The 26,411-nt window shown below is 62.2% G+C and carries 24 protein-coding genes; 20 read left to right on the top strand and 4 right to left on the bottom strand.

Annotation, left to right across the window (positions count from 1 at the left end; translation table 11 throughout):
* The first annotated feature begins 1 nt into the window (after window position 1).
* From NTD80_RS01055 to NTD80_RS01040, 4 genes are all read left to right on the top strand, one after another.
* Window positions 2–340 (top strand): hypothetical protein, encoded by a 339-nt coding sequence (locus NTD80_RS01055; RefSeq protein WP_262131766.1) that lies wholly within the window; start codon window positions 2–4, stop codon window positions 338–340.
* 96 nt (window positions 341–436) lie between these two features.
* Window positions 437–1,666: a TolC family protein gene (locus NTD80_RS01050; RefSeq protein WP_262131765.1), complete on the top strand. Its 1,230-nt coding sequence runs from the start codon at window positions 437–439 to the stop codon at window positions 1,664–1,666.
* A complete protein-coding gene (locus tag NTD80_RS01045) occupies window positions 1,659–2,873 on the top strand; it encodes an efflux RND transporter periplasmic adaptor subunit (RefSeq protein ID WP_262131763.1) in 1,215 nt (404 codons plus the stop codon). Before NTD80_RS01050 ends, NTD80_RS01045 begins: the two co-directional genes overlap by 8 nt.
* Entirely contained in the window at window positions 2,870–5,980 is a 3,111-nt protein-coding gene (locus NTD80_RS01040; RefSeq protein WP_262131761.1) for an efflux RND transporter permease subunit, read from the top strand. Before NTD80_RS01045 ends, NTD80_RS01040 begins: the two co-directional genes overlap by 4 nt.
* Before the next feature lie 56 nt (window positions 5,981–6,036).
* Here NTD80_RS01040 and NTD80_RS01035 read toward each other — a convergent pair whose 3' ends face one another.
* Window positions 6,037–6,945 carry a MurR/RpiR family transcriptional regulator gene (locus NTD80_RS01035; RefSeq protein ID WP_065906283.1) on the bottom strand — a complete coding sequence of 303 codons (909 nt, stop codon included), beginning with the start codon at window positions 6,943–6,945 and terminating at the stop codon, window positions 6,037–6,039.
* 284 nt (window positions 6,946–7,229) lie between these two features.
* Between NTD80_RS01035 and iolC the strand changes: the two genes are divergently transcribed.
* The 14 genes from iolC to NTD80_RS00965 all read left to right on the top strand — a co-directional run bounded on the left by iolC (window position 7,230) and on the right by NTD80_RS00965 (window position 22,895).
* Entirely contained in the window at window positions 7,230–9,167 is a 1,938-nt protein-coding gene (gene iolC, locus NTD80_RS01030; protein WP_262131758.1) for a bifunctional 5-dehydro-2-deoxygluconokinase/5-dehydro-2-deoxyphosphogluconate aldolase, read from the top strand.
* 161 nt (window positions 9,168–9,328) lie between these two features.
* Entirely contained in the window at window positions 9,329–10,222 is an 894-nt protein-coding gene (iolE, locus tag NTD80_RS01025; RefSeq protein ID WP_262131756.1) for a myo-inosose-2 dehydratase, read from the top strand.
* Window positions 10,219–11,007, top strand: coding sequence for a 5-deoxy-glucuronate isomerase (gene iolB / locus NTD80_RS01020; protein ID WP_065906288.1), 789 nt, complete (start codon window positions 10,219–10,221; stop codon window positions 11,005–11,007). The genes iolE and iolB overlap by 4 nt, the downstream gene beginning before the upstream one ends.
* 25 nt (window positions 11,008–11,032) lie before the next feature.
* Window positions 11,033–11,854 carry a TIM barrel protein gene (locus NTD80_RS01015; RefSeq protein ID WP_120448328.1) on the top strand — a complete coding sequence of 274 codons (822 nt, stop codon included), beginning with the start codon at window positions 11,033–11,035 and terminating at the stop codon, window positions 11,852–11,854.
* A gap of 148 nt (window positions 11,855–12,002) precedes the next feature.
* On the top strand, window positions 12,003–13,934 hold the full coding sequence (gene iolD, locus NTD80_RS01010; protein ID WP_213550752.1) for a 3D-(3,5/4)-trihydroxycyclohexane-1,2-dione acylhydrolase (decyclizing): 1,932 nt from the start codon (window positions 12,003–12,005) through the stop codon (window positions 13,932–13,934).
* A 19-nt stretch (window positions 13,935–13,953) separates the two neighbouring features.
* Window positions 13,954–14,964, top strand: coding sequence for a Gfo/Idh/MocA family protein (locus NTD80_RS01005; protein WP_262131753.1), 1,011 nt, complete (start codon window positions 13,954–13,956; stop codon window positions 14,962–14,964).
* Between the two features lie 75 nt (window positions 14,965–15,039).
* The gene (locus NTD80_RS01000) at window positions 15,040–16,068 is read left to right on the top strand and encodes a Gfo/Idh/MocA family oxidoreductase (protein WP_213550750.1); all 1,029 of its coding nucleotides are present in this window, start codon (window positions 15,040–15,042) and stop codon (window positions 16,066–16,068) included.
* A gap of 128 nt (window positions 16,069–16,196) precedes the next feature.
* Complete coding sequence (locus NTD80_RS00995; protein WP_083221446.1) at window positions 16,197–16,376, top strand: hypothetical protein; 180 nt, start codon at window positions 16,197–16,199, stop codon at window positions 16,374–16,376.
* A 48-nt stretch (window positions 16,377–16,424) separates the two neighbouring features.
* A complete protein-coding gene (locus tag NTD80_RS00990; RefSeq protein WP_065906304.1) occupies window positions 16,425–17,354 on the top strand; it encodes a sugar ABC transporter substrate-binding protein in 930 nt (309 codons plus the stop codon).
* Between the two features lie 65 nt (window positions 17,355–17,419).
* Entirely contained in the window at window positions 17,420–18,973 is a 1,554-nt protein-coding gene (locus NTD80_RS00985) for a sugar ABC transporter ATP-binding protein (protein ID WP_065906305.1), read from the top strand.
* Between the two features lie 59 nt (window positions 18,974–19,032).
* Complete coding sequence (locus tag NTD80_RS00980) at window positions 19,033–20,055, top strand: ABC transporter permease (protein ID WP_065906306.1); 1,023 nt, start codon at window positions 19,033–19,035, stop codon at window positions 20,053–20,055.
* A 338-nt stretch (window positions 20,056–20,393) separates the two neighbouring features.
* Window positions 20,394–20,798: a TraR/DksA family transcriptional regulator gene (locus tag NTD80_RS00975; protein ID WP_010564800.1), complete on the top strand. Its 405-nt coding sequence runs from the start codon at window positions 20,394–20,396 to the stop codon at window positions 20,796–20,798.
* 95 nt (window positions 20,799–20,893) lie between these two features.
* Window positions 20,894–22,576, top strand: coding sequence for a methyl-accepting chemotaxis protein (locus NTD80_RS00970; RefSeq protein ID WP_410017401.1), 1,683 nt, complete (start codon window positions 20,894–20,896; stop codon window positions 22,574–22,576).
* Window positions 22,577–22,691: 115 nt separating this feature from the next.
* The gene (locus tag NTD80_RS00965; protein WP_065906309.1) at window positions 22,692–22,895 is read left to right on the top strand and encodes a hypothetical protein; all 204 of its coding nucleotides are present in this window, start codon (window positions 22,692–22,694) and stop codon (window positions 22,893–22,895) included.
* 7 nt (window positions 22,896–22,902) lie between these two features.
* Here the strand turns inward: NTD80_RS00965 and NTD80_RS00960 are convergent, their stop codons facing one another.
* The 3 genes from NTD80_RS00960 to NTD80_RS00950 all read right to left on the bottom strand — a co-directional run bounded on the left by NTD80_RS00960 (window position 22,903) and on the right by NTD80_RS00950 (window position 23,824).
* Window positions 22,903–23,139, bottom strand: a complete 237-nt coding sequence (locus NTD80_RS00960; protein ID WP_065906311.1) for a DUF2789 domain-containing protein — start codon at window positions 23,137–23,139, stop codon at window positions 22,903–22,905.
* A gap of 69 nt (window positions 23,140–23,208) precedes the next feature.
* The gene (locus NTD80_RS00955) at window positions 23,209–23,439 is read right to left on the bottom strand and encodes a hypothetical protein (protein ID WP_034104424.1); all 231 of its coding nucleotides are present in this window, start codon (window positions 23,437–23,439) and stop codon (window positions 23,209–23,211) included.
* A 112-nt stretch (window positions 23,440–23,551) separates the two neighbouring features.
* Window positions 23,552–23,824, bottom strand: a complete 273-nt coding sequence (locus NTD80_RS00950; RefSeq protein ID WP_083221447.1) for a hypothetical protein — start codon at window positions 23,822–23,824, stop codon at window positions 23,552–23,554.
* A 418-nt stretch (window positions 23,825–24,242) separates the two neighbouring features.
* On the opposite strand from NTD80_RS00950, the gene NTD80_RS00945 reads away from it, so the two are divergent.
* Together NTD80_RS00945 and NTD80_RS00940 are read left to right on the top strand one after the other, a co-directional pair.
* Window positions 24,243–24,692: a hypothetical protein gene (locus NTD80_RS00945; RefSeq protein WP_065906313.1), complete on the top strand. Its 450-nt coding sequence runs from the start codon at window positions 24,243–24,245 to the stop codon at window positions 24,690–24,692.
* Between the two features lie 133 nt (window positions 24,693–24,825).
* Window positions 24,826–25,842, top strand: a complete 1,017-nt coding sequence (locus NTD80_RS00940; RefSeq protein WP_262131746.1) for an ABC transporter substrate-binding protein — start codon at window positions 24,826–24,828, stop codon at window positions 25,840–25,842.
* Window positions 25,843–26,411 lie beyond the last annotated feature (569 nt).

Raw genomic sequence — 26,411 nt, 5'->3', positions numbered from 1 at the left:
CATGAGCCGCCTTCTGCGTTTGATCCTGGTCCTGCTGTTAAGCCTCACGCTTCCCCTGACCGGGATGGCGGGCGTGCCGTCGAGCACCGAGCCTTGCCCGATGAAGATGACGGACATGCCGATGATGACCGACATGACCCCGGACTGCTGCCAGGACGGCGTGGATCATGGCAAGGCCTGCAAGCCCGGCCAGGAGTGCAAGACCGGCGGCCTGTTGCAACTGTCGGTGCCGCTGCTCAAGGCGCCTGTGAGCCTGGCGTCGGCGCAGCTTTTCAGCACCACCTCGGACTTTATCCCCGACCGCACGCCGTCCGGCGTCTGGCGCCCACCCCGCTACTGATTCCTGTTGCACCTGAAGTCTCATCCCGCCTTCGGGATGGCCTTGCTGTGCGCCGCATAACCCGGCGCGCAGTGGAACAGAACAGGAATCTTCAGCATGAATTCCCTCTACATGCGCGCCCTGGCGGTGGGCGTGCTGGCGTGGCCGCTGCTGGCGTCCGCGCTGACCCTGGATGACGCCCTGCGCCTGGCGCAAACCACCGCGCCGTCGCTCGCGGCCGAGTCGGCCAAGCTGCAGGCGGCGACGCAGGCGGCGATTCCGGCCGGTGAATTGCCCGACCCGAAACTCGTCGTAGGCCTGCAAAACTTCCCCATCGGCGGGCCCGATCGCGGCACGTTGTATGGCGATGACATGACCGAGCAAATGGTCGGTATCCAGCAACAGGTGCCCAGCCGTGACAAGCGCAAGGCGCGGGTCGAACTAGCCGACGCGACCGTGGCGCGCACGGCGGCCGAAGGGCGCGTCGAGCGCCTCAATGTGCGCCAGGCCACTGCCCAGGCGTGGATTCGCGCCTATGCGGTGGAGCGCAAGGACGCCTTGTTCCAGGACTTCTACCGACAGAATCGCCTGCTGCACGACAGCGTCCGCGCCCAGTTGGCCGGCGGCCGTGGCCAGCCCTCGGATGTAGTCATCCCGCGCCAGGAAGCGGCTGAACTGGCCGAGCGCGAGGACGCGTTGACCGAACAGCGCACCCAGGCCCGCGCCGCCCTCAAGCGCTGGATCGGTGCAGCGGCGAGCGAAGCCCCCAGCGGGCAATGGCCGAATTGGCCACTCGCCCATCCCTACAACCTGCACCAGCACCCCGAACTGCAAGCCTTTGCGCCGCGCACCCGCGAGGCCGAGGCGCGGCTGCGCGAAGCCAAGGCGCAAAAGACCTCGGACTGGAGTTGGGAAGTGGATTACCAGCATCGCGGTCGCGAGTACGGCGACATGGTCAGCCTGCAATTGAGCTTCGACCTGCCGATTTTCCCCGGCCGCCGGCAAAACCCCGGGATTGCCGCCCGGCAGGCCGAGCTGGACCAACTGGATGCCGAACGCGAAGCCGCCACCCGCGAACACACCCAGGTGCTCGACGACGACCTGGCCACCTATCAGCGCCTCGACCGCGCCGTGCAGCGTAGCCAGGACAGCCTGGTGCCGCTGGCCGAGGAGAAGGTCGCCTTGAGCCTGGCCGGCTATCGCGCCGGCAAGACCGAGTTGATGGCGCTGGTCAGTGCCCGTCGCGAACTGGTCGACGCGCGTTTCAAGCAGATCGATGCCATCGAACAGCGTGCCCTGGTGGGTGCGCAGTTGTATTTTGCCTATGGGGAACCCGCCAATGATTAATCGATTGCTCGCTGTGGTGCTGCTGGCCGCAGGTGTGGGGGCGGGCTATTGGCTGGCGCAGAAACCTGCCGCCGCCCTGCCGGATAAAGCCGCGCTGTACTGGTATGACCCGATGTACCCGCAGCAGAAATTCGACAAGCCCGGCAAGTCGCCCTTCATGGACATGCAGTTGGTGCCGCGCTACGCCGAGAGCACCGCCGACAACCATGCCGTGCAGATTGACCCGCAGGTGGCACAGAACCTCGGTGTGCGCCTGGCGACGGTGAGTCGGGGCGTGCTCACGCCGACGCTGGAGCTGTCCGCCATCCTCGCGTTCAACGAGCGTGACGTGGCCGTAGTGCAGGCGCGCGCGGCGGGTTTTGTCGAGCGCGTTTACGCCCGCGCGCCGGGTGATGTACTCGAGGCCGGCGCGCCGTTGGCGGATCTGCTGATCCCCGAGTGGGTGGCTGCCCAGGAGGAGTTCCTGGCCGTACGCCGCAGTGGTGATGCCAGCTGGTTGGCTGCTGCTCGCCAGCGCCTGCGCCTGAGCGGCATGCCCGCCGACGTGATCACACGCATGGAACGCAGCGGCCGGGTGCAATCGGTGTTGACCATCACCAGCCCGTTGGCCGGTGCGTTGCAGACCCTGGAGGTGCGCGAAGGCATGACGGTCGCGGCCGGGCAGACCCTGGCACGCATCAACGGCGTGGACCCGGTCTGGCTGCAAGTCGCGGTGCCGCAGGCCCAGGCGGCGGGAGTGGCGGTGGGACAACCCGTGCAGAGTCGATTTGTCGGGTGGCCCGGCAAGACCTTCAACGGCAGCGTCAGCGCGATCCTGCCAGCCACCGCCGCAGACAGCCGTACCGTGCAGGTGCGCGTCGAGCTGCGCAACCCCGACGGCGCGTTGCGCCCAGGCATGACCGCGCAGGTGCGCCTGGCGCAATCTTCCACACAATCGGTGTTGCGCGTGCCGAGCGAGGCGTTGATCCGCACCGGCAAGCACGTGTTGGTGATGCTGGCCGAGGAGGGCGGGCACTATCGACCGGTCGAGGTCGAGGTCGGCTCAGAAAGCCAGGACCAGAGCGTCATTATCAGCGGATTGCAGGAAGGCCAGCAGGTGGTCGCTTCCGGTCAATTCCTGCTGGATTCCGAGGCCAGCTTGCGTGGGATAAGTGCCCCCTCGTCCGGCCCTTCTGACATGAGCCTGCAACCGGGGAGCCAGCCATGATCGCGCGGTTGATTCGCTGGTCGGTGGCCAACCGTTTCCTGGTCCTGCTCGCCACGCTGTTTGTCACCGCGTGGGGCCTGTGGGCGGTGCAGAACACGCCGGTGGATGCACTGCCGGACCTCTCGGATGTGCAGGTGATCATCCGCACGCCGTACCCGGGCCAGGCGCCGCAGATCGTCGAGAACCAGGTCACTTACCCGATGACCACGACGATGCTTTCGGTGCCGGGTGCGAGGACCGTGCGCGGCTTTTCGTTTTTCGGCGACAGCTACGTGTATGTGTTGTTTGACGAAGGCACCGACCTGTACTGGGCGCGTTCGCGGGTGCTGGAATACCTCAGCCAATTGCAGGCACGCTTGCCGGCGTCGGCCAAGCCCGCGTTGGGCCCGGACGCCACCGGCGTGGGGTGGATCTACCAGTACGCGCTGGTGGATCGCAGCGGTCGGCACGACCTGGCACAACTGCGCGCGCTGCAGGACTGGTTCCTCAAGTTCGAACTCAAGACCCTGCCCAATGTCGCGGAAGTCGCGACCATCGGCGGCCAGGTCAAGCAGTACCAGGTGCAGCTCGATCCGCTGGCCCTGGCCAATCGCGGCATCACCCAGGCACAGGTCACGGAGGCGATCGGCAAGGCCAACCAGGAAACCGGCGGCTCGGTGCTGAACATGGGCGAGTCCGAATACATGGTCCGCGCCTCCGGCTACCTGAAAAGCCTGGCGGATTTTCGCGCGATTCCGTTGCGCCTGGGCACCGACAACGTACCGGTGACCCTCGGCGACGTGGCGAGCATTCAACTCGGCCCGGACCTGCGCCGCGGCGTCAGTGAACTGGACGGCGAGGGCGAAGCGGTGGGCGGCGTGGTGATCCTGCGCAGCGGCAAGAATGCTCGCGAAGCCATCGCCGCCGTCAAGACCAAGCTGGAGCAACTGAAAAGCAGCCTGCCGCCCGGTGTGGAGATCGTCACCACGTACGACCGCAGCAAATTGATCGACCGCGCCGTGGACAACCTCAGTCACAAGCTGCTGGAGGAGTTCCTGGTGGTGGCGCTGGTGTGCGGGATATTCCTCTGGCACCTGCGCTCGTCGCTGGTGGCGATCATCTCGCTGCCGGTGGGGGTATTGATCGCTTTTATCGTCATGCAGGTGCAGGGAATCAACGCCAACATCATGTCCCTGGGCGGCATTGCGATTGCCATTGGTGCGATGGTGGATGCGGCGGTGGTGATGATCGAGAACGCCCACAAGAAGATCGAGGCCTGGCACCACGCCCATCCCGGACGGGTGCTCAAGGGCGAGGAGCATTGGCAGGTCATGACCGAGGCCGCCGTGGAGGTCGGGCCGGCGCTGTTTTTCTGCCTGCTGATCATCACGTTGTCGTTTATCCCGGTGTTCACCCTGCAAGCCCAGGAAGGTCGCCTGTTCGGCCCGCTGGCCTACACCAAGACCTACGCCATGGCGGCGGCGGCCGGGTTGTCGGTGACGTTGATCCCGGTGCTGATGGGCTACTGGATTCGCGGGCGCATTCCCGATGAACAGCGCAACCCGCTCAATCGCGGGCTGATCAAGCTCTACCAACCGGCCCTCGATGCAGTGCTGCACCGGCCGCGCCTGACCCTGCTGGTGGCCTTGCTGGTGGTGGCCAGTGCGTTGTGGCCGCTGTCGAGGCTTGGCGGCGAATTCCTGCCACCGCTGGATGAAGGCGACCTGCTCTACATGCCCTCGGCCCTGCCGGGACTGTCGACGCAAACCGCTGGCGATTTGCTGCAACGCACCGACCGCCTGATCAAGAGTGTGCCGGAGGTCGCCCATGTGTTCGGCAAGGCCGGACGCGCCGAAACCGCCACCGACCCGGCCCCCCTGGAGATGTTCGAGACCACCATCGAGTTCAAGCCCAGGGATCAATGGCGCCCCGGCATGACCCCGGACGCACTGGTCAAGGAGCTGGACCGCGTGGTGCAGGTGCCGGGGCTGACCAATATCTGGATTGCGCCGATCCGCAACCGCATCGACATGCTCGCCACCGGGGTCAAAAGCCCGATTGGCGTCAAGGTCGCGGGCACCAGCCTGATGCAGATCGATGCGGTGACCCAGGCGGTGGAGAAGGTCGCGAAAACGCTGCCCGGCGTCAGTTCGGCCCTGGCTGAGCGCTTGACCGGCGGGCGTTATATCGACGTGGACATCGACCGCGTGGCCGCGGCGCAATATGGGCTGAATATTGCGGATGTGCAGGCGATCGTGTCCGGCGCAGTGGGCGGCGAGACCATCGGCGAAACCGTGGAAGGCCTGGCGCGCTTCCCGATCAGCCTGCGCTATCCGAAGGCATGGCGTGACTCGCTGGAGGCGTTGCGCAACCTGCCGATCTACACGCCGTTAGGCAGCCAGATCACGCTCGGCACTGTCGCGCAGGTCAAGGTGAGCGATGGCCCGCCGATGCTCAAGAGCGAGAACGCGCGGCCTTCGGGCTGGGTCTACATCGACGTGCGTGACCGCGACCTGGCGTCGGTGGTCAAGGACCTGCGTGCGGCAATCGACCAGCAGGTGCAGCTACAGCCGGGGATGAGCCTGAGCTACTCGGGGCAGTTCGAATTTCTCGAGCGCGCCAACCAACGCCTGAAATTGGTAGTGCCGGCCACGCTGCTGATCATCTTCGTGTTGCTGTACCTGACGTTCCGGCGGATCGACGAGGCGCTCCTGATCATCGCCACCTTGCCCTTCGCGCTGACCGGCGGCGTGTGGTTGCTGTATGCGCTGGGCTACAACCTCTCGGTGGCTACCGGGGTGGGATTTATCGCATTGGCGGGGGTGTCGGCGGAGTTCGGCGTGATCATGCTGCTGTACCTGAAAAACGCCTGGGCCGAGCGCCAGGACCATGACCTGCTGGCCGCGATCACCGAAGGCGCGGTCATGCGCGTGCGCCCCAAGGCCATGACTGTGGCGGTCATCATCGCCGGGCTATTGCCGATTCTGCTCGGCGGCGGCACCGGCAGCGAAGTCATGAGCCGCATCGCCGCGCCGATGATCGGCGGCATGCTCACTGCGCCGTTGCTCTCGCTGTTAGTCATTCCTGCGGCGTTCCGCCTGATGCGCCGCTCCCAGGCCCGGCGCTGAACCCAACTGTGGGAGCTGGCAAGCCAGCTCCCACAGGGGAACGTCAGTGTCGCCACTCAGTCATCAAACCCGACCTGCTCGTGGATCTCATCCACCTTCAATTCCAACCGGTACGCCACTGCAATAAACAAGGCCTGGCACAGGCACAAGGTGGCGCTCAACGAGCGGAACGCAAACGACGACCCCTCATTCACCAACAGTACCGCGTTCGCGCGCTTGGCCAGCGGCGACAGGTTGCTGTCCGTGATGATCAGGGTCTTGGCCTGGTGATGCTGAGCAATGCGCAGGCAGTGCTGGGTCTCTTTGCCGTAGGGCGTGAAGCTGATCGCAATCACCAGGTCATTGGCGCGCACGCTGCGCATCTGCTCGCGGTAACTGCCGCCCAGCCCGGAGATCAAGTGGATGCGCTTGTTGGTGTGCTGCAGGTTGTAGACCAGGTAGTCGGCGACCGCAAAGGAGCGGCGCACGCCAACCACGTAGATATTGTCGGCGTTGACCACCAGGTCCACGGCTTTCTCGAAGGCCGTGTCATCCAGCTCCAGCCCGAGGCGCTCGATGCCCGACAGCGTGGCATTCACGCATTCACGCGCCAGGTCGCCGCCGCTGGCCTTCTGCGACTTGTTGGCGATCATGCTGCGGATGCGCTGCTGGTAGTTCTGTACCGGCGTGGTCTTGTGGGTGTAGGCCTCGCGAAACAGCGCCTGCATCTCACTGAACCCGCTGAAGCCGAAACGCTGGGAAAACCGCACGATGGCCGACGGATGCACTTCGCATTCACGGGCGATATCACTGATGCGGTCGACCATGATCCGGTCGCTCTGCTGGCTCATGTAGCTGGCGATGCGCTTGAGCTGGCGCGGCAGGCTTTCGTATTCGTCGGTGATCAGCTGCAACAGGCGTTCGGCATTGATCGGAGGGCTGGCGATGGTTCCTTCCAGGGTGGTCTCGGGATCGGTGCGGGACATGGGCAATCCTTCTGGCGTGTTCTTCTGATGCGCTGATGGGTGGCGCAAGTCTACAGGGTAGGCGCAAAAAAATACCCCGGCATCACGGCCCCGGTGGCCTGCTGAAACGATGCACGGGGGCTGGCGTGCCCCTATGCTGGCGTATTGGAAAAAATATTCCACTAAAAATAATTATGGAATAAATATTGATTGCGGCCGCCGGACGTTCTAGTCTGCTCCCACCAAGAGCGTTTGCCGTCGCCACGGCGGCACAACGCAGGCTGATAAAAATAACAGGAGCCAGCATGGGCCAGACTCGTTTTGCCAGTGGGCGTCAATTGGATCTGATTTGCCTCGGGCGCCTGGGCGTCGACCTCTATGCACAGCAAGTCGGTGCACGGCTTGAGGACGTGTCCAGCTTTGCCAAATACCTCGGCGGTTCCTCCGCCAACATCGCCTTCGGCACTGCCAGGCTTGGGCTCAAGTCAGCGATGCTGAGCCGGGTCGGGGACGACCACATGGGCCGCTTCCTGGTGGAATCCCTGGCCCGCGAAGGCTGCGATGTCAGCGGCATCAAGGTCGACCCGGAACGCCTCACCGCCCTGGTGCTGCTCGGCCTCAAGGACCGCGAAACCTTCCCCCTGGTGTTCTACCGCGAAAATTGCGCCGACATGGCGTTGCGTGCCGAAGACATCAACGAAGCCTTCATCGCCTCCAGCAAGGCCTTGCTGATTACCGGCACGCATTTCTCCACCGACGGTGTCTACAAGGCCAGCATCCAGGCCCTCGACTATGCAGCCAAGCACAACGTCAAGCGCGTGCTGGATATCGACTACCGCCCGGTGCTGTGGGGCCTGGCGGGCAAGGCCGATGGCGAGACCCGGTTTGTCGCCGACCAGAATGTCAGCCAGCACGTGCAGAAAATCCTGCCGCGTTTTGACCTGATCGTCGGCACCGAAGAAGAATTCCTCATCGCCGGCGGCAGTGAAGACCTGCTCACGGCATTGCGTACCGTACGTGAACTGACCCCGGCGACCCTGGTGGTCAAGCTCGGTCCGCAGGGTTGCACGGTGATCCACGGCGCCATCCCCGCGCGCCTGGAAGACGGTGCGATTTACCCCGGCGTGCGCGTTGAAGTGCTCAACGTGCTCGGCGCCGGCGATGCCTTTATGTCCGGCTTTCTCAGCGGTTGGCTGAAGGATGCCAGCGATGAACGCTGCAGCCAGTTGGCCAATGCCTGCGGTGGCCTGGTGGTGTCCCGGCACGCCTGCGCCCCGGCAATGCCGACCCCGGCGGAGCTGGAATACCTGTTCAACAGCCCGGTGCCGATTACCCGCCCGGACCAGGACGTGACCCTGCAACGCCTGCACCGTGTCAGCGTGCCGCGCAAGACCTGGAAGCAACTGTTCGTGTTTGCCTTCGACCACCGCTGGCAACTGGTGGACCTGGCGCAACGCGGTGGCCAGGACCCGAGCCGGATCAGTGACATCAAGCAGCTGTTTATCCAGGCCATTGAACGCGTTGAACACAAGCTTGCCGAGCAAGGTATCGAGGCCGATGTGGGCCTGCTGGCCGACCAGCGTTTCGGCCAGGACGCGCTCAACGCCGCCAGCGGCCGTGGCTGGTGGATCGCACGCCCGGTGGAAGTGCAGAACTCGCGCCCGCTGGCGTTCGAGCATGGCCGTTCGGTCGGCAGCAACCTGATCGCCTGGCCGCAGGAACAGATCATCAAGTGCCTGGTGCAATTCCACCCCGACGACGAGCCGCTGCTGCGCCTGGAACAGGAGGCGCAACTCAAGGCGGTGTACGAGGCTTCGCTGGTCAGTGGGCATGAACTGCTGCTGGAAGTCATCCCGCCCAAGGATCACCCGTCCACGTACCCGGATGTGCTCTACCGCAGCCTCAAGCGCCTGTATAACCTGGGGATCTACCCGGCGTGGTGGAAGATCGAGGCGCAGTCGGCCGCGACCTGGAAAAAGCTCGACGAACTGATCCAGGAGCGTGACCCGTACTGCCGTGGTGTAGTGCTGCTGGGCCTGAACGCTTCGGCCGAGTTTCTCGCCGATGGCTTCCAGCAAGCCAGCCACAGCACCACCTGCCGGGGTTTCGCCGTGGGTCGCACGATCTTCCAGGAGCCAAGCCGCGCGTGGATGGCGGGGGAGATCGACGATGAAACGCTGATCCAACAAGTGCAGGCCACCTTCGAACAACTGATCAACGCCTGGCGCAGTGCCAGGGGCTGAACCCAGCCGCCCATTTGAAATGCAGTCCAGTGTGGGGGCTGGCTGGCCTGCGAAGGCATCAACTCGGTGTATTTGAAGGCCCGAGTTGCCTGTATCGCCGGCAAGCCAGCTCCCACATTAAGCAGATCTCAGTGATACCTGAAAATAATAAAGGTGCAGCCATGCCCGCAATCCGAATTGGCATCAACCCGATCTCCTGGAGTAACGACGACCTGCCGGCCCTGGGCGGAGAAACGCCCCTGAGCACCGCCTTGAGCGAAGGCAAGGACATCGGCTACGAAGGTTTTGAACTCAACGGCAAATTCCCCAAGGATGCCAAGGGCGTTGGCGATGTGCTGCGCCCCTACGACCTGGCGCTGGTCTCCGGCTGGTACTCCAGCCGCCTGGCCCGCCGCTCGGTGGCCGAGGAAATCGAAGCCATCGCCGGGCATGTCGAGTTGCTCAAACTCAATGGCGCCAAGGTGCTGGTGTACGGTGAAGTCGCCGACTCGATCCAGGGCTCACGCATCCGCCTGATCGAACGCCCGCGTTTTCACAGCGAGCAGGCCTGGCAGGACTATGCCGACAAACTCACCGAGCTGGCGCGCTTTACCCTGTCCCAGGGCGTGCGCCTGGCCTACCACCATCATATGGGCGCCTACGTCGAGTCCCCGGAAGACATCGACCAATTGATGCAGCGCACCGGCCCGGAAGTCGGCCTGTTGTTCGATTCGGGGCACTGCTACATGGGCGGCGGCGAACCCCTTGAGGTGCTGCGCAAGCACATCGACCGCGTCTGCCACGTGCACTTCAAGGATGTGCGCAAACCCGTGGTGCAACTGGCACGCAACCAGATGTGGAGCTTCCCCGACTGCATCGTCAACGGCACCTTCACTGTGCCCGGCGACGGTGATATCGACTTCGCGCCATTGCTCGATGAGCTGCTGGCCGCGAAGTACGCGGGCTGGCTGGTGGTGGAGGCCGAGCAGGACCCGGCCGTGGCACCCAGCTATATCTATGCGAAAAAGGGTTACGACACCTTGCGCGCACTTCTGAGCGAGAGGACTGCACCATGAGCTTGCTGGTCAAAAGCAGTAAACGCGGACAAACCATGGTTGCCCTGGAAGAGGGCCGCCTGGAGTACGTGGGCTTTGCCGCCTACCGCCTGAGCCTGGGCGAAACCCTGCCGGTCACCGCCGGCGACCAGGAGTTGTGCCTGGTGCTGCTCAGCGGGCGGGTGAACATCGAAGGCGAGGGCTTCAGCTGGCAGAACCTCGGCGATCGCCAATCGGTGTTCGAAGACAAGTCCCCGTTCGCCGCCTACCTGCCGCCGGGCACCGACGCCCAGGTCACCGCCCTGAGCGATGTGCAGATTGCGGTGTGCGCCGCGCCGGGTGCCAGCGGCTACACCCCGCGCCTGATCCGGCCTGAAGACTGCAAGCGCAGCGTGCGCGGCAAGGCTGCCAATACTCGCTATGTGTGCGACATCCTGCCGGACAGCGAGCCGGCCCATTCGCTGCTGGTGGTGGAAGTGCGTACGCCGTCCGGGCACTCGTCGAGCTACCCGCCGCACAAGCACGACACCGATGACCTGCCGCACCAGAGCTTCCTGGAAGAAACCTACTACCACCAGATCAACCCGCCCCAGGGCTTTGTGTTCCAGCGCGTGTACACCGACGATCGCAGCATCGACCAGGCCATGGCCGTGGAAAACAGCGACCTGGTGGTGGTGCCCAAGGGGTATCACCCGGTCAGCGTGCCGTATGGCTATGAATCCTATTACCTGAACGTGATGGCCGGCCCCAAGCGCGCCTGGCATTTCCATAACGACCCGCAGCACAGCTGGCTGCTGGATCTCTAATCGGTTTGAGCGGAGAACAACAATAATGAAGTCGCCTCTACGTTTTGCCCTGAATCGCATGGTTGCGCCCAACCTGTCCCTGCCGGATTTCATCCAGTTGGCGGCGTCCCTCAAATGCGATGCCATCGAGATCCGCAACGACCTCAAGGGCCACGACATCGAATACGGCACCCCGGCCAGTCGCGTGCGTGAACTCTGCGCGGTGCAGGGCATCACCGTGCTGTCGATCAACGCGCTGTACCCCTTTGATGTGTGGAACGACGAGCGCCGCGCCCAGGCGATCACGCTCGCCACCTATGCCCGTGAATGCGGCGCCCAGGGCCTGGTGATGTGCCCATTGAATGAGCGCGGCGATACCCGCAACGACGCCCAGCGCGCTGCCGGGTTGCGCACCGCATTGAGCGAACTGGCGCCGATCCTGCGTGAGTACGGCATCCTCGGTTTTATCGAACCGCTGGGTTTTGAAGAGTGTGCGCTGCGCCGCAAACGCGTGGCGGTCGACGCGATCCAGTCCATCGGCGGGCTGGATGTATTCCGCCTGGTGCACGACACCTTTCACCATCACCTGGCGAGTGAGCAGGAATTCTTCCCGCAGTTGACCGGCCTGGTGCATATCTCCGGGGTGGAGGATGCCGAGGCCCCGCTGAATTCGATCCGTGACGGCCACCGCGTGCTGGTGGGCGAGGGCGACATCCTCGGCAATGCAGCGCAGATCGACACCTTGCTCAGCAGCGGTTACAGCGGCTACCTGTCGTTCGAGCCGTTTGCCGAAAGCGTGCATGCATTGGCGGATATCCAGCAGGCGCTGGGCGCGAGCATCGCGCACTTGCAAGGTTCCCGGACCTGACGCCGACAGAACGGTGGGAGCGGGCTTGCTCGCGAACGCGGTGTATCAGTCAAAGATTGTGTATCTGACACACCGCATTCACGAGCAAGCCCGCTCCCACATTGGATCACTGTTGATCGACAGATTTGCATTCATACAAGGTGCGAACATGAGTACAACACGATTGACCATGGCCCAGGCCCTGGTGAAGTTTCTGGATAACCAATACATCGAAGTCGATGGCGTGCAGAGCAAGTTCGTGGCCGGCGTGTTCACGATTTTCGGCCACGGCAATGTGCTGGGCCTCGGCCAGGCGCTGGAGCAGGACAGCGGTGACCTGGTGGTGCACCAGGGCCGCAACGAGCAAGGCATGGCCCACGCCGCCATCGGGTTCGCCAAGCAGCACCTGCGCCGCAAGATCTACGCGTGCACCGCGTCCGTCGGGCCGGGCGCGGCAAACATGCTGACCGCTGCCGCGACCGCCACGGCCAACCGCATCCCGCTGCTGCTGTTGCCCGGCGATGTCTACGCCAGCCGCCAGCCCGACCCGGTGCTGCAACAGATCGAGCAATTCCACGACCTGAGCATCAGCACCAACGATGCCTTTCGTTCGGTGAGCAAATACTGGGACCGCATCAACCGCCCCGAGCAGCTCATGACCGCGGCGATCCACGCCATGCGTGTGCTCACCGACCCGGCGGAAACCGGCGCGGTAACCCTGGCCTTGCCGCAGGATGTGCAGGCTGAAGCCTGGGATTATCCGGATTATTTCCTGCAGAAACGCGTGCACCGTATCGACCGCCGTCCGGCGACTACGGCGATGATCGGCGATGCGCTGGCGGCTTTCCGGGGCAAACGCAAACCGCTGATCATCTGCGGTGGCGGGGTCAAGTATTCCGGCGCGAATGCCGCGCTGCAGGCGTTTGCCGAACGCTTTGACATTCCCTTCGCCGAAACCCAGGCCGGCAAGAGCGCGGTGGTCTCCAGCCATCCGCTGAACGTCGGCGGCATCGGTGAAACCGGCTGTCTGGCCGCCAACCTGCTGGCGCCCGAGGCGGACCTGATCATCGGTATCGGCACCCGTTACACCGACTTCACCACCTCGTCGAAGTCGCTGTTCAAGCACGCCGACGTGAAGTTTCTCAACCTCAATATCAGCCCCTGCGACGCGGTGAAACTCGACGGCGTGCAAGTGCTGGCCGACGCCAAGGTCGGCCTCGAAGCCCTGGCCCAGGCCCTCGGTGATTACCGTTCCGGTTGGGGCGAGCAGGTGCGCGACGCCAAGGCCCAGCTGGACGCCGAAGTCGATCGTGTGCACCAGGTCGAATACCAGGGCGACGACTTCGTGCCCGAAGTGGATGACCACCTGGACCGCGCCGTGCTGCGCGAGTTTATCGAGCTGACCGGCTCATGCCTGACCCAGAGCCGCGTGCTCGGCGTGCTCAACCAGCACCTGGCCGACGACGCGATCATCGTCGCCGCCGCCGGCAGCCTGCCCGGTGACCTGCAGCGCGCCTGGCGCAGCAAGGGTGTGAACACCTATCACGTCGAATACGGCTACTCGTGCATGGGCTACGAGATCAACGCGGCCCTGGGGGTGAAACTGGCCGAGCCGAGCAAGGAGGTGTATGCGCTGGTCGGCGATGGCTCCTACATGATGCTGCACTCGGAGTTGGCCACCTCGATTCAGGAGCGGCGCAAGATCAATGTGGTGCTGCTCGACAACATGGCGTTCGGGTGCATCAACAACCTGCAGATCGGCAATGGCATGGACAGTTTCGGCACCGAATTCCGCTACCGCAACCCCGAGAGCGGCAAGCTCGATGGAGGCCTGGTGCCGGTGGATTTCGCCATGAGCGCGGCGGCCTATGGCTGCAAGACCTACAAGGTCAGCAGCGTCGAACAACTGGAAGCGGCCCTGGCCGATGCCCGCACGCAGAGCGTGTCGACACTGATCGATATCAAGGTCCTGCCCAAGACCATGGTCCACGGCTACCTGTCGTGGTGGCGCGTCGGCGTGGCGCAGGTGTCGACCAGCGAACGCACGAACGCGGCGGCGAAAAAACTCAATGAACACCTGGCGAAGGCCCGGCAGTACTAATAACAAGAGGAGTGTTTGCATGTCTTTGAAGCTTGGAGTGATCGGTACCGGCGCCATTGGCCGCGACCATATTCGCCGTTGCAGCCAGACCCTGCTCAATAGCCAGGTGGTGGCGGTGACCGACATCAACCTGGAGCAGGCCGCCAAGGTGGTCGCGGAGCTGAAGCTTACCGCCGAGGTGTACCCGGACGGCCTTGCGTTGATCAACTCGCCGCAGGTCGAGGCGGTGCTGGTGACCTCCTGGGGCCCGAGCCACGAAGCGTTTGTGCTCGCCGCCATCGCCGCCGGCAAGCCGGTGTTCTGCGAAAAACCGCTGGCGGTGACTGCCGAAGGCTGCCGCAAGATCGTCGATGCCGAGGTCGCCTACGGTAAACGCTTGGTGCAAGTCGGCTTCATGCGCCCGTATGACGAAGGCTACCGCGCCCTTAAAGCCGTGATCGACAGCGGCCAGATCGGCGAGCCGTTGATGCTGCATTGCGCGCACCGCAACCCGACGGTGGGCGAGAACTACAAGACCGACATGGCGATTACCGACACCTTGATCCATGAGCTGGATGTGTTGCGCTGGTTGCTCAACGACGACTACGTGTCGGTCCAAGTGGTGTTCCCACGCAAGACCAGCAAGGCCCTGGCCCACCTGCGCGATCCGCAGATCGTGTTGCTGGAAACCGCCAAGGGCACCCGTATCGACGTCGAAGTGTTTGTGAACTGCCAGTACGGCTACGACATCCAGTGCGAAGTGGTGGGGGAGACCGGTATCGCCAAATTGCCGGAGCCGTCCCAGGTACAACTGCGCAGTGGCGCCAAGCTGTCGAATGCGATTCTGATGGATTGGAAGGACCGGTTTATCGGTGCGTATGACGTCGAGTTGCAGGCCTTCATCGACAGCGTGCGGGCGGGGCACGTCGGCGGGCCGTCGGCGTGGGATGGTTTTGCTGCCGCCGTGGCGGCGGATGCGTGTATCGAGGCCCAGGGCAGTGAGCAGATTGTGAAGGTCAGCCTGCCGGATCGCCCTGCGTTCTACGGCTAACACTCGGTCAATGTGGGAGGGGGCAAGCCCCCTCCCACAGTTGATTGGGTTTGCACTTCAATCAAGGAGTTGATCATGCGAATCGGACTAGTCGGCTACGGCCATGGAGGGCGCTTCTTTCATGCGCCGCTGATTGCCACGCTGCCAGGCGCTACCTTTGTCGGCGTGGTGACGCGCTCACCCGAGCGCCGCCAGCAATTGAGCACTGACCTTCCAGGTGTGAAGGCCTTCGACAGCATCGGCCAGATCGTCGAAGCCGGTGTCGACGCGCTGGTGATTTCCACCACCCTCAAAGGCCGCCCGGCGCTGGTGCTCGAAGCCATCGAACACGGTGTCGCGGTGGTCAGCGACAAACCCTTTGCCAGCAATGCCGAACAGGCCCAGGCGCTGATCACCGCCGCCGAGCGCCAGGGCGTGCTGCTCAGCGTCTATCAGAACCGGCGTTGGGATTCGGACTACCTGACCTTGCGCAAGCTGATCGACGCCGGCGCCCTGGGCGCGATCACCCGCTTCGAGTCCCGCGTCGAACGCTACAGCCCGCAGGCAGTCGGCAACGCCAGCGGGGGCGGCTGGCTGCGCGACCTCGGCAGCCATCTGGTGGACCAGGCATTGCAGTTGTTCGGCCCGGTGGACCGGGTCTTCGCGCAATTGCAGTTCAGCCCGGAATATCCCAGCCTCGACCACGGTTTCTTCGTGTCCCTGACCCATGCCAATGGCGTGGTTTCCCACCTGTGGGGCAACGCCCTGCAAAACAGCCAGGCCCCACGCTTTCGCGTCAGCGGGACGCTGGGCTGCTACACCGTCGAAGGCCTGGACGGCCAGGAAGAAGCGCTGATGGCGGGCAAATCGCCGAAGACCGAAGGCGAGCACTGGGGCGCTGAGGAGCATCGGCGCTGGGGCTGGTTCGAGCAGGGTGAGGAGCGCGAGCGCGTGCCCTCGGAGAAGGGCTGCTGGACCCAGTTCTATCGCCAGTTGCAAGCTGCCGTGCAAGGGCAGGGGCCATTGCCGGTGGATGCCTATGACGCGCTGGAAACCACCCGTATATTGGACGCTGCACGCCTGAGCGCCGAGCGCCAGCAGGTGGTTTCAACAAAAATAGAATAAAATTCTAAAACAGGTTGATATGGAAATTATTTTCCAATAAAGTCTTTTCCAGGTTGCATAAAGTACGTCCCGAACCCGCTTCGGACGACTCGACAAAAACAAGATCAAAAACAACCAGGTACCGTCAGATGAAAATCTTCAACGCTGTACTGCGAGTTTTACGCCCTGCCCACACGCCACGCGGCCTGCCCCGCGCCCGGCCGTTTTACTTCTCCTTCCTCAATGTGCTGTGCGTCGAGAACAAAGGCGCGCTGGTCTGCTGCATTCCGGGTGCACCGATCGTTCGATTGCCGTCATCCTCGCTCTGATAAACGCAACGTCCAAAAAACCAACAAGAAAGTGGAGACAGACCGTTCATGAAGACCCCGATCCGTTATACCGCGCTGGCCTTGTCCATGCTGCTCGCCAGTGGTTTCGCCAGCGCTGCCGATATCAAGGTGGGCGTGAGCATGTCGGCGTTCGATGACACCTTCCTGACGTACCTGCGCGAGGACATGGACAAGCAAGCCAAGTCCTACCCCAAGGGTGACGGCGTGCAGCTGCAATTCGAAGACGCCCGTGCCGACGTGGTCAAGCAACTGAGCCAGGTCGAGAACTTTATCAGCCAGAAAGTCGACGCGATCATCGTCAACCCGGTCGACACCGCGTCGACCGGCAACATCATCAAGGCCGCCACGGCGGCGAAAATCCCGCTGGTGTTCGTCAACCGCCGCCCTGACAGCCCAACGTTGGCCCCAGGTGTCGCGGCAGTGACCTCCGACGACGTCGAGGCCGGCAAGCTGCAGATGCAGTACATCGCGGAAAAACTCGGCGGCAAGGGCAACATCGTGATCCTGCTGGGTGACCTGGCGAACAACTCCACCACCAACCGTACCAAGGGCGTGAAGGAAGTCCTGACCAAGTACCCGGGCATCAAGGTCGAACAGGAGCAGACCGGGATCTGGCTGCGTGACAAGGGCATGACCCTGGTCAACGACTGGCTGACCCAGGGTCGCGACTTCCAGGCGGTGCTGTCGAACAACGATGAGATGGCCATCGGCGCCGCCATGGCCTTGAAGTCGGCGGGTAAGAAGGGCGTGTTGATCGCCGGTGTCGACGGCACGCCGGACGGTTTGAATGCGATCACCAAGGGTGACATGACCGTGTCGGCCTTCCAGGATGCCAAGGGCCAGGCGGACAAGTCGGTGGAGACGGCGCGCAAGATGGCCAGGAACGAGCCGATCGAGCAGAACGTGGTGATCCCGTTCCAGCTGATTACCCCGGACAACGTCAAAGACTTCAAGTAGCCCTGACATAACAACAATAAGCCGGCAGGGCGGCGTTGGCCGCCCTGCAGATGGAGTACCTCCCTATGCTTGCTCAAGCCACTGTCGTGCAGCCGCCCGGTCTCCAGCCCCTGCTGCCGGAAGAACCCTACCTGCTGGAAATCCTCAATATCAGCAAAGGCTTTCCCGGCGTCGTGGCCCTGGCCGATGTGCAATTGCGCGTCCGCCCAGGTTCGGTGCTGGCGCTGATGGGCGAGAACGGTGCGGGCAAGTCGACGTTGATGAAGATCATCGCCGGCATCTATCAGCCCGACGCCGGGGAAATCCGCCTGCGTGGCAAGCCGATTGTGTTTGAAACGCCGCTGGCGGCACAGAAGGCGGGGATCGCGATGATCCACCAGGAACTCAACCTGATGCCGCACATGAGCATCGCCGAAAATATCTGGATCGGCCGCGAGCAGCTCAACAGCCTGCACATGGTCAACCACCGCGAAATGCATCGCTGCACCGCCGAGTTGCTGGCGCGACTGCGCATCAACCTGGACCCTGAGGAGCAGGTGGGCAACCTGAGCATCGCCGAACGGCAGATGGTCGAGATTGCCAAAGCCGTGTCCTATGACTCCGACATCCTGATCATGGATGAACCGACTTCAGCCATTACCGAAAAGGAAGTGGCCCACCTGTTTTCGATCATTGCCGACCTCAAGTCACAGGGCAAAGGCATCGTCTACATCACGCATAAAATGAATGAAGTGTTCGCCATCGCCGATGAAGTCGCGGTGTTCCGCGACGGCCAGTACATCGGCCTGCAACGCGCCGACAGCATGAACAGCGACAGCCTGATCTCGATGATGGTGGGGCGCGAGCTGAGCCAGCTGTTCCCGGTGCGCGAGACGCCCATCGGCGAGCTGCTGCTGTCGGTGCGCGACCTGCGCCTGGATGGCGTGTTCAAGGACGTGTCCTTCGACTTGCATGCCGGCGAGATTCTCGGCATCGCCGGGCTGATGGGCTCGGGCCGCACCAATGTGGCGGAAACCATTTTCGGCATCACCCCAAGCGACGGCGGGCAGATTGAACTCGACGGCAAGCCGGTGCGCATCAGCGACCCGCACATGGCCATCGAAAAAGGCTTCGCGCTGTTGACCGAGGACCGCAAGCTCAGTGGCCTGTTCCCGTGCCTGTCGGTGCTGGAGAACATGGAAATGGCCGTGCTGCCACATTATTCGGGCAACGGTTTTATCCAGCAGAAAGCCCTGCGTGCGCTGTGCGAAGACATGTGCAAGAAGCTGCGGGTGAAGACGCCGTCCCTGGAGCAGTGCATCGACACGCTGTCGGGCGGCAACCAGCAGAAAGCCTTGCTGGCGCGCTGGCTGATGACCAACCCACGGCTGTTGATCCTCGACGAGCCGACCCGCGGCATCGACGTCGGTGCCAAGGCCGAGATTTATCGCCTGATCTCTTTCCTCGCCAGCGAAGGCATGGCGGTGATCATGATTTCCTCCGAGCTGCCTGAAGTGCTGGGCATGAGCGACCGGGTGATGGTGATGCACGAAGGTGAACTGATGGGCACCCTGGACCGCGCCGAAGCGACTCAGGAAAAAGTCATGCAGCTGGCCTCCGGTATGACGGCGGTCCACTGAAGCATAGCCAGCGCGGGCCTGCGGTTGGCCCGTGCCACAGAATAAGAAGGTGATGGGTGATGAACGCGATAACAGATAACAAGCCTGCGACGGTCCCGACCAAGCATCGTCGGCGGCTGCCGACCGAACTGAGCATCTTCCTGGTGCTGATTGGTATCGGCCTGGTGTTTGAACTGTTCGGCTGGATCGTGCGTGACCAAAGCTTCCTGATGAACTCCCAGCGCCTGGTGCTGATGATCCTGCAGGTATCGATCATCGGTCTGCTCGCGATTGGCGTGACCCAGGTGATCATCACCACGGGGATCGACTTGTCCTCGGGCTCGGTGCTGGCGCTGTCGGCGATGATTGCCGCCAGTTTGGCGCAGACTTCCGACTTTTCCCGCGCGGTGTTCCCTTCGCTGACCGATTTGCCGGTGTGGATTCCGGTGGCAATGGGCCTGGGCGTGGGGCTGCTGGCGGGTGCGATCAACGGCAGCATCATTGCCGTCACCGGTATCCCGCCCTTTATTGCCACCCTCGGCATGATGGTCTCGGCCCGTGGTCTGGCGCGTTACTACACCGAAGGCCAGCCGGTGAGCATGCTCTCGGATTCGTACACGGCCATTGGTCATGGGGCGATGCCGGTGATTATCTTTCTGGTGGTGGCGGTGATTTTCCATATCGCCCTGCGCTACACCAAGTACGGCAAGTACACCTACGCCATCGGCGGCAACATGCAGGCGGCGCGCACCTCGGGGATCAACGTCAAGCGCCACCTGATCATCGTCTACAGCATTGCCGGGTTGCTCGCAGGCCTGGCTGGCGTGGTCGCCTCGGCGCGCGCCGCCACCGGCCAGGCCGGCATGGGCATGTCCTATGAGCTGGATGCGATCGCCGCCGCGGTGATCGGCGGCACCAGCCTGGCGGGCGGGGTAGGGCGCATCACCGGCACCGTGATCGGCGCGCTGATCCTCGGGGTGATGGCCAGCGGGTTTACCTTTGTCGGGGTGGACGCGTACATCCAGGACATCATCAAGGGCCTGATCATCGTGGTCGCGGTGGTGATCGACCAGTACCGCAACAAGCGCAAACTCAAACGCTGAACGGCGCTTACCAGCGATAAGTCGCACGCTGCCAGTTGAATGAGCCTTACAGCTTGTCGCTTGCAGCTTGCGGCTTATAGCTGCTTTATGAAATTTCCTGCTATAAACGCACTCCGATAACCATTCGCCAAGCCCGTCCTGGTGCCTTTTGGGGTTATATCGGAAAAAATGCCTGTCATTTCAGTTGCTGAGCCCTCAAGTCGGCCTTAGACTGCCGCCCCTCGTAAATTGAGTGCCGGGTGGCGCTTGAAATGGACGGCGCCTTTCCGAGACCTGCACAGGCCTTCCGGAACGCTCCCTTATTCGCCTTAATGCACGTATTTTTTATAGAGAAATCAATGACAAAGGAAAAGTTGCTGGCCATGCCGGCGGATGACTACATGAATGCCGAACAGCACGCTTTTTTCGAGCAGCTGCTGCAAGACATGAAAGTGGAACACCACGAGCGCATTGAACAGAACCGTATCGCCATTGAAAGCCTGGACACCCCGGCCGACCCGGCTGACGCCGCTTCTGTAGAAGAAGAGCGTACCTGGCTGGTAAACGCCATTGACCGCGACCAGCGCATGCTGCCGCAGCTTGAGCGTGCCCTGGAACGCATCAAGGAAGATTCCTTCGGCTGGTGTGATGACAGCGGCGAGCCTATCGGCCTCAAGCGCCTGCTGATCAGCCCGACCACCAAGTACTGCATCGAAGCGCAAGAGCGCCACGAGCAGATCGACAAGCACCAGCGCCAAGCCTGATGCGTTGAAGCGGGGGATCGCCTGCGCGGTTCCCCGGAGAAAGACCCGTTACGCCCCGTCTATTGATCTGCTGCAAGCCACCCCACTAAAGGCCCATGGATAATGGCCCGATAGTGGCGTTTAATGCAGCGACAATAACGACAAGCAGTGGGGTAACGAAGATGGCTGGAGACGGATCTCTGATGGGCGCAGCAGTGCCACCCCACACGGTGGTGCGCGGGTTGCCCGGCTGGCTGACGCCACTTTTGCAGAGCGCCGCCCTGGTGCTGGTACTGCTGGGCCTGACGTTCGCCAGCCTGCCGATCTACCTCTGCCTGGCATTGGCGCTGCTGGTGATCTGGCTGCCGAGCCTGAAAAAACGGACACCTCAGGTGGCAACGGCCGACGCCATCGATGCAACGGGCGAGCTGACACGCGACCTGTCCTACACCACCAGCCATAACGCACTCTCCGCAGCCGGCGTGGCCTATTCGGTCAAGCAACTGGCGGCGCGCCTGCAGTCGCAACTGGGCGCGGCCAAGCAGATTGTCAGCAGTGCCGAAGTGATGATCGGCACCGAAAAGCTCACTTCGCAACTCAGCCGCGAAGCCCTCGGGGCGGCCAGCCAGGCCCATCAACGCAGCACTGAAGGCCGGGAAGTATTGGCCGAGTCGATCACCCGCATGCACCAGCTCAGCCAGCGCGCGAATGCCAGCCGCGAGCTGATCGAAGCCTTGAGCCAGCGCAGCGAGGAAATCCAGCGGGTGACCCTGGTGATTCAGTCCATCGCCAGCCAGACCAATCTGCTGGCGCTCAACGCGGCCATCGAAGCCGCTCGGGCCGGTGAACATGGGCGCGGGTTCGCGGTGGTGGCCGATGAAGTGCGCGGGCTCGCCGGTCGCACGGCGACGGCGACTGATGAGGTCGGGGTGATGGTGGCGGATATCCAGCAACGCACGGCCCAGGTGGTAGAACAGATTCGCCAGCTGTCGGCGGATTTGCACACCGGCGTCGAGCAGGTGGAGCATGCTGGCGAGCACTTGCACAACATTGCCAGCCTGGCCGCCAGTGTCGAAGGCCAGGTCAATGAAATCGCCCAGGGCACCGATACCAACCGCACCCAGCTCGACAGCCTGTTCCATGCCGTGGAGCAGATGCGCAGCGACCTGGCCGTGAGCGACCAGCAAACCCGTCAACTGGCCGAGGCCGCCGTGCAGATGGAAGGCCAGGCCGAAACCATCAGCGAACGCCTGGCGGAAGTCGGGCTGGATGACTATCACCAGCGCATCTACGACCTGGCGCGCGAAGGCGCCAGCCGGATTGCCGCGCAATTCGAGGCTGATGTGCAGCAGAACCGTATCAGCCTGGATGACCTGTTCGACCGCAGCTACACGCTGATCCCCAACACCCAGCCAAGCAAGTACCACAGCCGTTTCGATGGCTACACCGACCAAGTGTTGCCAGCAATCCAGGAGGCGTTGCTGCCACGTCATGAAGGCCTGGTATTCGCCATTGCGTGCACGCCGCAAGGCTATGTGCCGACGCACAACAAGGCGTTTTCCCAGGCGCTGACCGGCGATGTCCAAGTCGATGCGGTGCAGAATCGCACCAAGCGTAAATTCGAGGACCGCACCGGGATTCGCTGCGGCAGCCATCAGCAGGCGGTCTTGCTGCAGACTTACACCCGCGATACCGGTGAGCTGATGCATGACCTGTCGGTGCCGATCATGGTCAAGGGCCGGCATTGGGGCGGCTTGCGCCTGGGCTATAAACCCGAGGGCGTGAAGGGCGGGCGTTGAGGATTATTGCGGTTTATGCAAGGGAGCTATTCCGGGGATAGCTTTTTCCTACTGGAAGAAAACCGTAGCATGGCCAACATTGTTAGGCAGCTAACTAATGTTGCGGAGAAACTCCATGCAAACCAAAGTCGATGTCGCCGTGATGATTGGCAGTGGCGTTCCGCCGACCCTGCGGGCACTGGGCCAGAAAGCCTGCTGGGTCGTATTGCTCAACGGTGAGCAGCGCGGCACGGCGTTCGCCAGCCGTGATGAAGCCGAGGAATGCAGGGCGGCCTGGCAGGCGCTGTTGCGCCTGGAGCAGTCCGACAGCCTGCATTGATCTGCGCTTAGTGAGGTTGATGCAGGCGTTGATTCAGCTCATCCACCGCGATCGCCCATTCGGCGTCATCGCGCAGCTCTTCCTTGAGGAACGCCGCCTGCTGGGGTGTCCAGAAGGGAGCATCGATCAGTTTCACGTCCTCGGGCAACGGGTTGCTGGCAATGAACGTGTCGATGGCTTCTGGGGATGAATCCAGGCCCAGTTGATCAAACAGGGTTTCAAGTGTTGGGATTGGCGCGTCCATATCGTTCTCCATGCAGGGTGGTCGTTATGCATGGGAGGTTCGTGGCGCGGCGGAGTTCGAATTTGTTGCTCAGGAGTTGAGCGCACCGGCATCGACTGCGCTCTTGAGCGCCTTGGCGGCGTCCTTGGCAGCAATGGCGGCGGCGTCCACGGTTTTGAACCAGCGGTCTTTTTCCACCTGGTGGGTGGTGACAGTGGTCAGCGGTGGCTTGGCCCGCATCACGATCACCGCTTGAAACTCACCGTCTACCTCTCGTGCATCGCCATGGATGAAAAATTCGCCGATATCAAATTCCGTCACGTATAGCCTTCCCTTGGAGATAACTGCACTGGTGAAACCTGGCCCGGAGGGACAAAGTTCAGTGGACGGGCCAGTATGGCAGTTGTTGCGGGTCGGCGGCGCAGTAAAGTCATCAAGGTGACGAAACGATGCCGCCATGCGGCTGATGCAGGACGGCCTCGAGCTCTTTGGCCAGTTCGCACGCCTTGATATGGTTGCTGCGAAAGCCTCTGATTCGACCGCTGAGCACTTCTCGGATATGAAAGAAGTTGCGGCCGGCCGGAACCACTTGGTAAAGAACTGAATCCGAGTACCCGTCGTAGCCGCGCAAGCGGTAGTATTGCGCCTCGTCCTGGCATGATGAACGAGTGTTCGAGGACAGAGTGTCGTAGGTTGGTCGTTGCATGGACTGTTCCTTTCGATCAATTCGGTTGACCCATCTGCAGCGTTTTGAGTAGTTTTGATCGGTGCAGCTGTTTTAGTATTGTCGTCGGCAGCTGGCGCGCGGTTCCATGCCAGGTATGTATTTTTGTGTTGGGTGTCGGAAAACTGCATTTTTAACTGGGTTATCTTCTGAAGTTGGTCGGTCCGTATTCTCGGACCGTGGAACCTGTGATCTCCTGTGGTGCCTGATGACCTTGCACAAGGTCCATCGCGTACGTCTGTACTAGTCTTATGGCGCGACAGCGGGATCTTCTTCAGTTTTTTCAATGTGAATGTGTTGTATGCACGCGCCGTGATGGCCGTTTTTTTGTGCTGCCCGCTCTGGCGGACAGCGCTCTTTTCGATGTGGGGGCGTTTCCTTGGCAGTCAGTAATCTGGATATGCACGCGTTATTTGTGCTGGGTGATTTGCGCGCAAAGTTGGTCAAGCAGTTTCAATCCCGTTTTGTCTACATCACTGAACAGACGCCGGAAGGCATCTACATCGCCGAAATCGATACCGAAGCGGCGATGGTGGTGGATGACAAACCCCGCCTGGAACTCAAAGTGGGTGATCATTTCCGTGCGGCGGTATTGCCCAGTCGTGAAGGCGGCAAGTTTGAATTGAAGTTTCGCGACATCAAGTTGACGGTGTATGGCCTGGGCGACTATGCCTTTGTTTCTTCGGCCGACGGCCAGGGCATCGTCTTCAAGGAAGGCCACAGCGTGATGCTGGTGTTTGCCGCGAATGAGCAACTGCAGGAAGGCCTGACCAAAACCCTGAAGGCCGTGACCGGCAAGGCCGCCAAGTGGCGCAAGGGTGAACTGGTGACCTTCAAGGCCAGCGAGTAATCCGCCCATACCACGAACATCCGTTGTCTCCCGGAACCTCTACTACAGTTGAGTTGACTTAACTATTCAGAGGCTTCGCGCATAGTCAGCAAAGCCGCCCGCTGGTTGCTGCATTATCGCGAGGTGCGAAGGCATGAAAGGATTGAAAACGTTGTTGGCTGCATCCCTGACGACCCTCGGCCTGTCCGTGGCGGCGTTGCCGGTGTCCGCAGCCGAGGCGCCGATACATTTCGCCGACCTGAACTGGGAAAGCGGCAGCCTGATTACCGAAGTACTGCGGGTGATTGTCGAAAAGGGCTACGACTTGCCCACTGACACCTTGCCCGGCACGACTATCACTCTGGAAACCGCGCTGGCCAAGAATGATATCCAGGTCATCGGCGAAGAGTGGGCCGGCCGCAGCCCGGTGTGGGTCAAGGCCGAGGCCGAAGGCAAAGTGGTGGGCCTGGGCGATACGGTCAAAGGAGCCACCGAAGGCTGGTGGGTGCCGGAATACGTGGTCAAGGGCGACCCGGCCAAGGGCATCAAGCCGCTGGCGCCGGGCCTCAAGAGCGTGAAGGACCTGGCGCAATACAAGGACGTGTTCAAGGACCCGGAATCCCCGGGCAAGGGACGCTTTCTCAACAGCCCCATCGGCTGGACCTCGGAAGTGGTCAACAAGCAGAAACTCAAGGCCTACGGCCTGGATGACAGCTACGTGAACTTCCGCAGCGGCTCCGGCGCAGCGCTGGATGCCGAGATTGCCTCGTCTATTCGTCGTGGCAAGCCGGTGCTGTTCTACTACTGGTCACCGACGCCGTTGATGGGGCGCTACAAGCTGATCCAGTTGGAAGAACCACCGTTTGACGCCGAGGCGTGGAAGACGCTGACGGATGCGGACAACCCTGATCCCAAACCGACTCGCTCGCTGGCTTCCAAATTGAGTATCGGCGTGTCCACGCCGTTCCAGAAGGAACATCCGCAGATTGCCAGCTTTTTCGAAAAGGTCGAGTTCCCGATTGACCCGCTGAACAAAGCCCTGGCAACCATGAGCGAAAATCACACCGCGCCTCGAGAAGTTGCGCAGGTGTTCCTCAAGGAACACCCGGAAGTGTGGAAGGCGTGGCTGCCCGAGGATGTGGCACAGAAGGTCGAGGCTAGCGTCAAGTAGACCTTGGGCATCAATTCCGGAGAATGATCAAAGCTGTGGGAGCGGGGTTGCTTGCGAAGGGGGTGTGTCAGGCGCTGAATGTAGTGGCTGATCCACCGTCTTCGCAGGCAAGCCAGCTCCCACATTTGGGTTGTATTCCAAGGTTGGAACCGGGTTGATCCGACTGCTCAAATGCCGGTGCAGCACCGCTAGCCCCAAGCCCAAACAACGATCAAAACTGTGGGAGCGGGCTTGCCCGCGAAAGCGGTGTGTCAGTCGCTGAAGGTAGTGGCTGACCCACCGCTATCGCAGGCAAGCCAGCTCCCACATTTTGCAAGTGTTCCAAGGTTGGAACCGGGTTGATCCGACTGCTCAAATGCCGGTGAAGCACCGCGACTCCCAAGCCCGAACAACGATCAAAACTGTGGGAGCGGGCTTGCCCGCGAAAGCGGTGTGTCAGTTGATGAATATGCTAACTGATCCACCGCCTTCGCAGGCAAGCCACACATTTGGGTTGTATTCCAAGGTGGGAACCGGGTTGTACCGACCGCTCAAATGCCGGTGCAGCACCGCGACCCCAGGCCCGAACA

Origin of the sequence: Pseudomonas sp. 13B_2.1_Bac1, from assembly GCF_025466155.1 — a bacterium.
GTDB lineage: Bacteria > Pseudomonadota > Gammaproteobacteria > Pseudomonadales > Pseudomonadaceae > Aquipseudomonas > Aquipseudomonas aylmerensis.
This window is presented reverse-complemented; position numbering and strand designations above follow the sequence as displayed.

Bases quoted from the DNA above. Each gene is read 5' to 3' on its own strand.
- NTD80_RS01055 (WP_262131766.1), top strand. From the start codon at position 2: ATGAGCCGCCTTCTGCGTTTGATCCTGGTCCTGCTGTTAAGCCTCACG.
- NTD80_RS01050 (WP_262131765.1), top strand. From the start codon at position 437: ATGAATTCCCTCTACATGCGCGCCCTGGCGGTGGGCGTGCTGGCGTGG.
- NTD80_RS01045 (WP_262131763.1), top strand. From the start codon at position 1,659: ATGATTAATCGATTGCTCGCTGTGGTGCTGCTGGCCGCAGGTGTGGGG.
- NTD80_RS01040 (WP_262131761.1), top strand. From the start codon at position 2,870: ATGATCGCGCGGTTGATTCGCTGGTCGGTGGCCAACCGTTTCCTGGTC.
- NTD80_RS01035 (WP_065906283.1), bottom strand. From the start codon at position 6,945: ATGTCCCGCACCGATCCCGAGACCACCCTGGAAGGAACCATCGCCAGC.
- iolC (WP_262131758.1), top strand. From the start codon at position 7,230: ATGGGCCAGACTCGTTTTGCCAGTGGGCGTCAATTGGATCTGATTTGC.
- iolE (WP_262131756.1), top strand. From the start codon at position 9,329: ATGCCCGCAATCCGAATTGGCATCAACCCGATCTCCTGGAGTAACGAC.
- iolB (WP_065906288.1), top strand. From the start codon at position 10,219: ATGAGCTTGCTGGTCAAAAGCAGTAAACGCGGACAAACCATGGTTGCC.
- NTD80_RS01015 (WP_120448328.1), top strand. From the start codon at position 11,033: ATGAAGTCGCCTCTACGTTTTGCCCTGAATCGCATGGTTGCGCCCAAC.
- iolD (WP_213550752.1), top strand. From the start codon at position 12,003: ATGAGTACAACACGATTGACCATGGCCCAGGCCCTGGTGAAGTTTCTG.
- NTD80_RS01005 (WP_262131753.1), top strand. From the start codon at position 13,954: ATGTCTTTGAAGCTTGGAGTGATCGGTACCGGCGCCATTGGCCGCGAC.
- NTD80_RS01000 (WP_213550750.1), top strand. From the start codon at position 15,040: ATGCGAATCGGACTAGTCGGCTACGGCCATGGAGGGCGCTTCTTTCAT.
- NTD80_RS00995 (WP_083221446.1), top strand. From the start codon at position 16,197: ATGAAAATCTTCAACGCTGTACTGCGAGTTTTACGCCCTGCCCACACG.
- NTD80_RS00990 (WP_065906304.1), top strand. From the start codon at position 16,425: ATGAAGACCCCGATCCGTTATACCGCGCTGGCCTTGTCCATGCTGCTC.
- NTD80_RS00985 (WP_065906305.1), top strand. From the start codon at position 17,420: ATGCTTGCTCAAGCCACTGTCGTGCAGCCGCCCGGTCTCCAGCCCCTG.
- NTD80_RS00980 (WP_065906306.1), top strand. From the start codon at position 19,033: ATGAACGCGATAACAGATAACAAGCCTGCGACGGTCCCGACCAAGCAT.
- NTD80_RS00975 (WP_010564800.1), top strand. From the start codon at position 20,394: ATGACAAAGGAAAAGTTGCTGGCCATGCCGGCGGATGACTACATGAAT.
- NTD80_RS00970 (WP_410017401.1), top strand. From the start codon at position 20,894: ATGGATAATGGCCCGATAGTGGCGTTTAATGCAGCGACAATAACGACA.
- NTD80_RS00965 (WP_065906309.1), top strand. From the start codon at position 22,692: ATGCAAACCAAAGTCGATGTCGCCGTGATGATTGGCAGTGGCGTTCCG.
- NTD80_RS00960 (WP_065906311.1), bottom strand. From the start codon at position 23,139: ATGGACGCGCCAATCCCAACACTTGAAACCCTGTTTGATCAACTGGGC.
- NTD80_RS00950 (WP_083221447.1), bottom strand. From the start codon at position 23,824: ATGCAACGACCAACCTACGACACTCTGTCCTCGAACACTCGTTCATCA.
- NTD80_RS00945 (WP_065906313.1), top strand. From the start codon at position 24,243: ATGCACGCGTTATTTGTGCTGGGTGATTTGCGCGCAAAGTTGGTCAAG.
- NTD80_RS00940 (WP_262131746.1), top strand. From the start codon at position 24,826: ATGAAAGGATTGAAAACGTTGTTGGCTGCATCCCTGACGACCCTCGGC.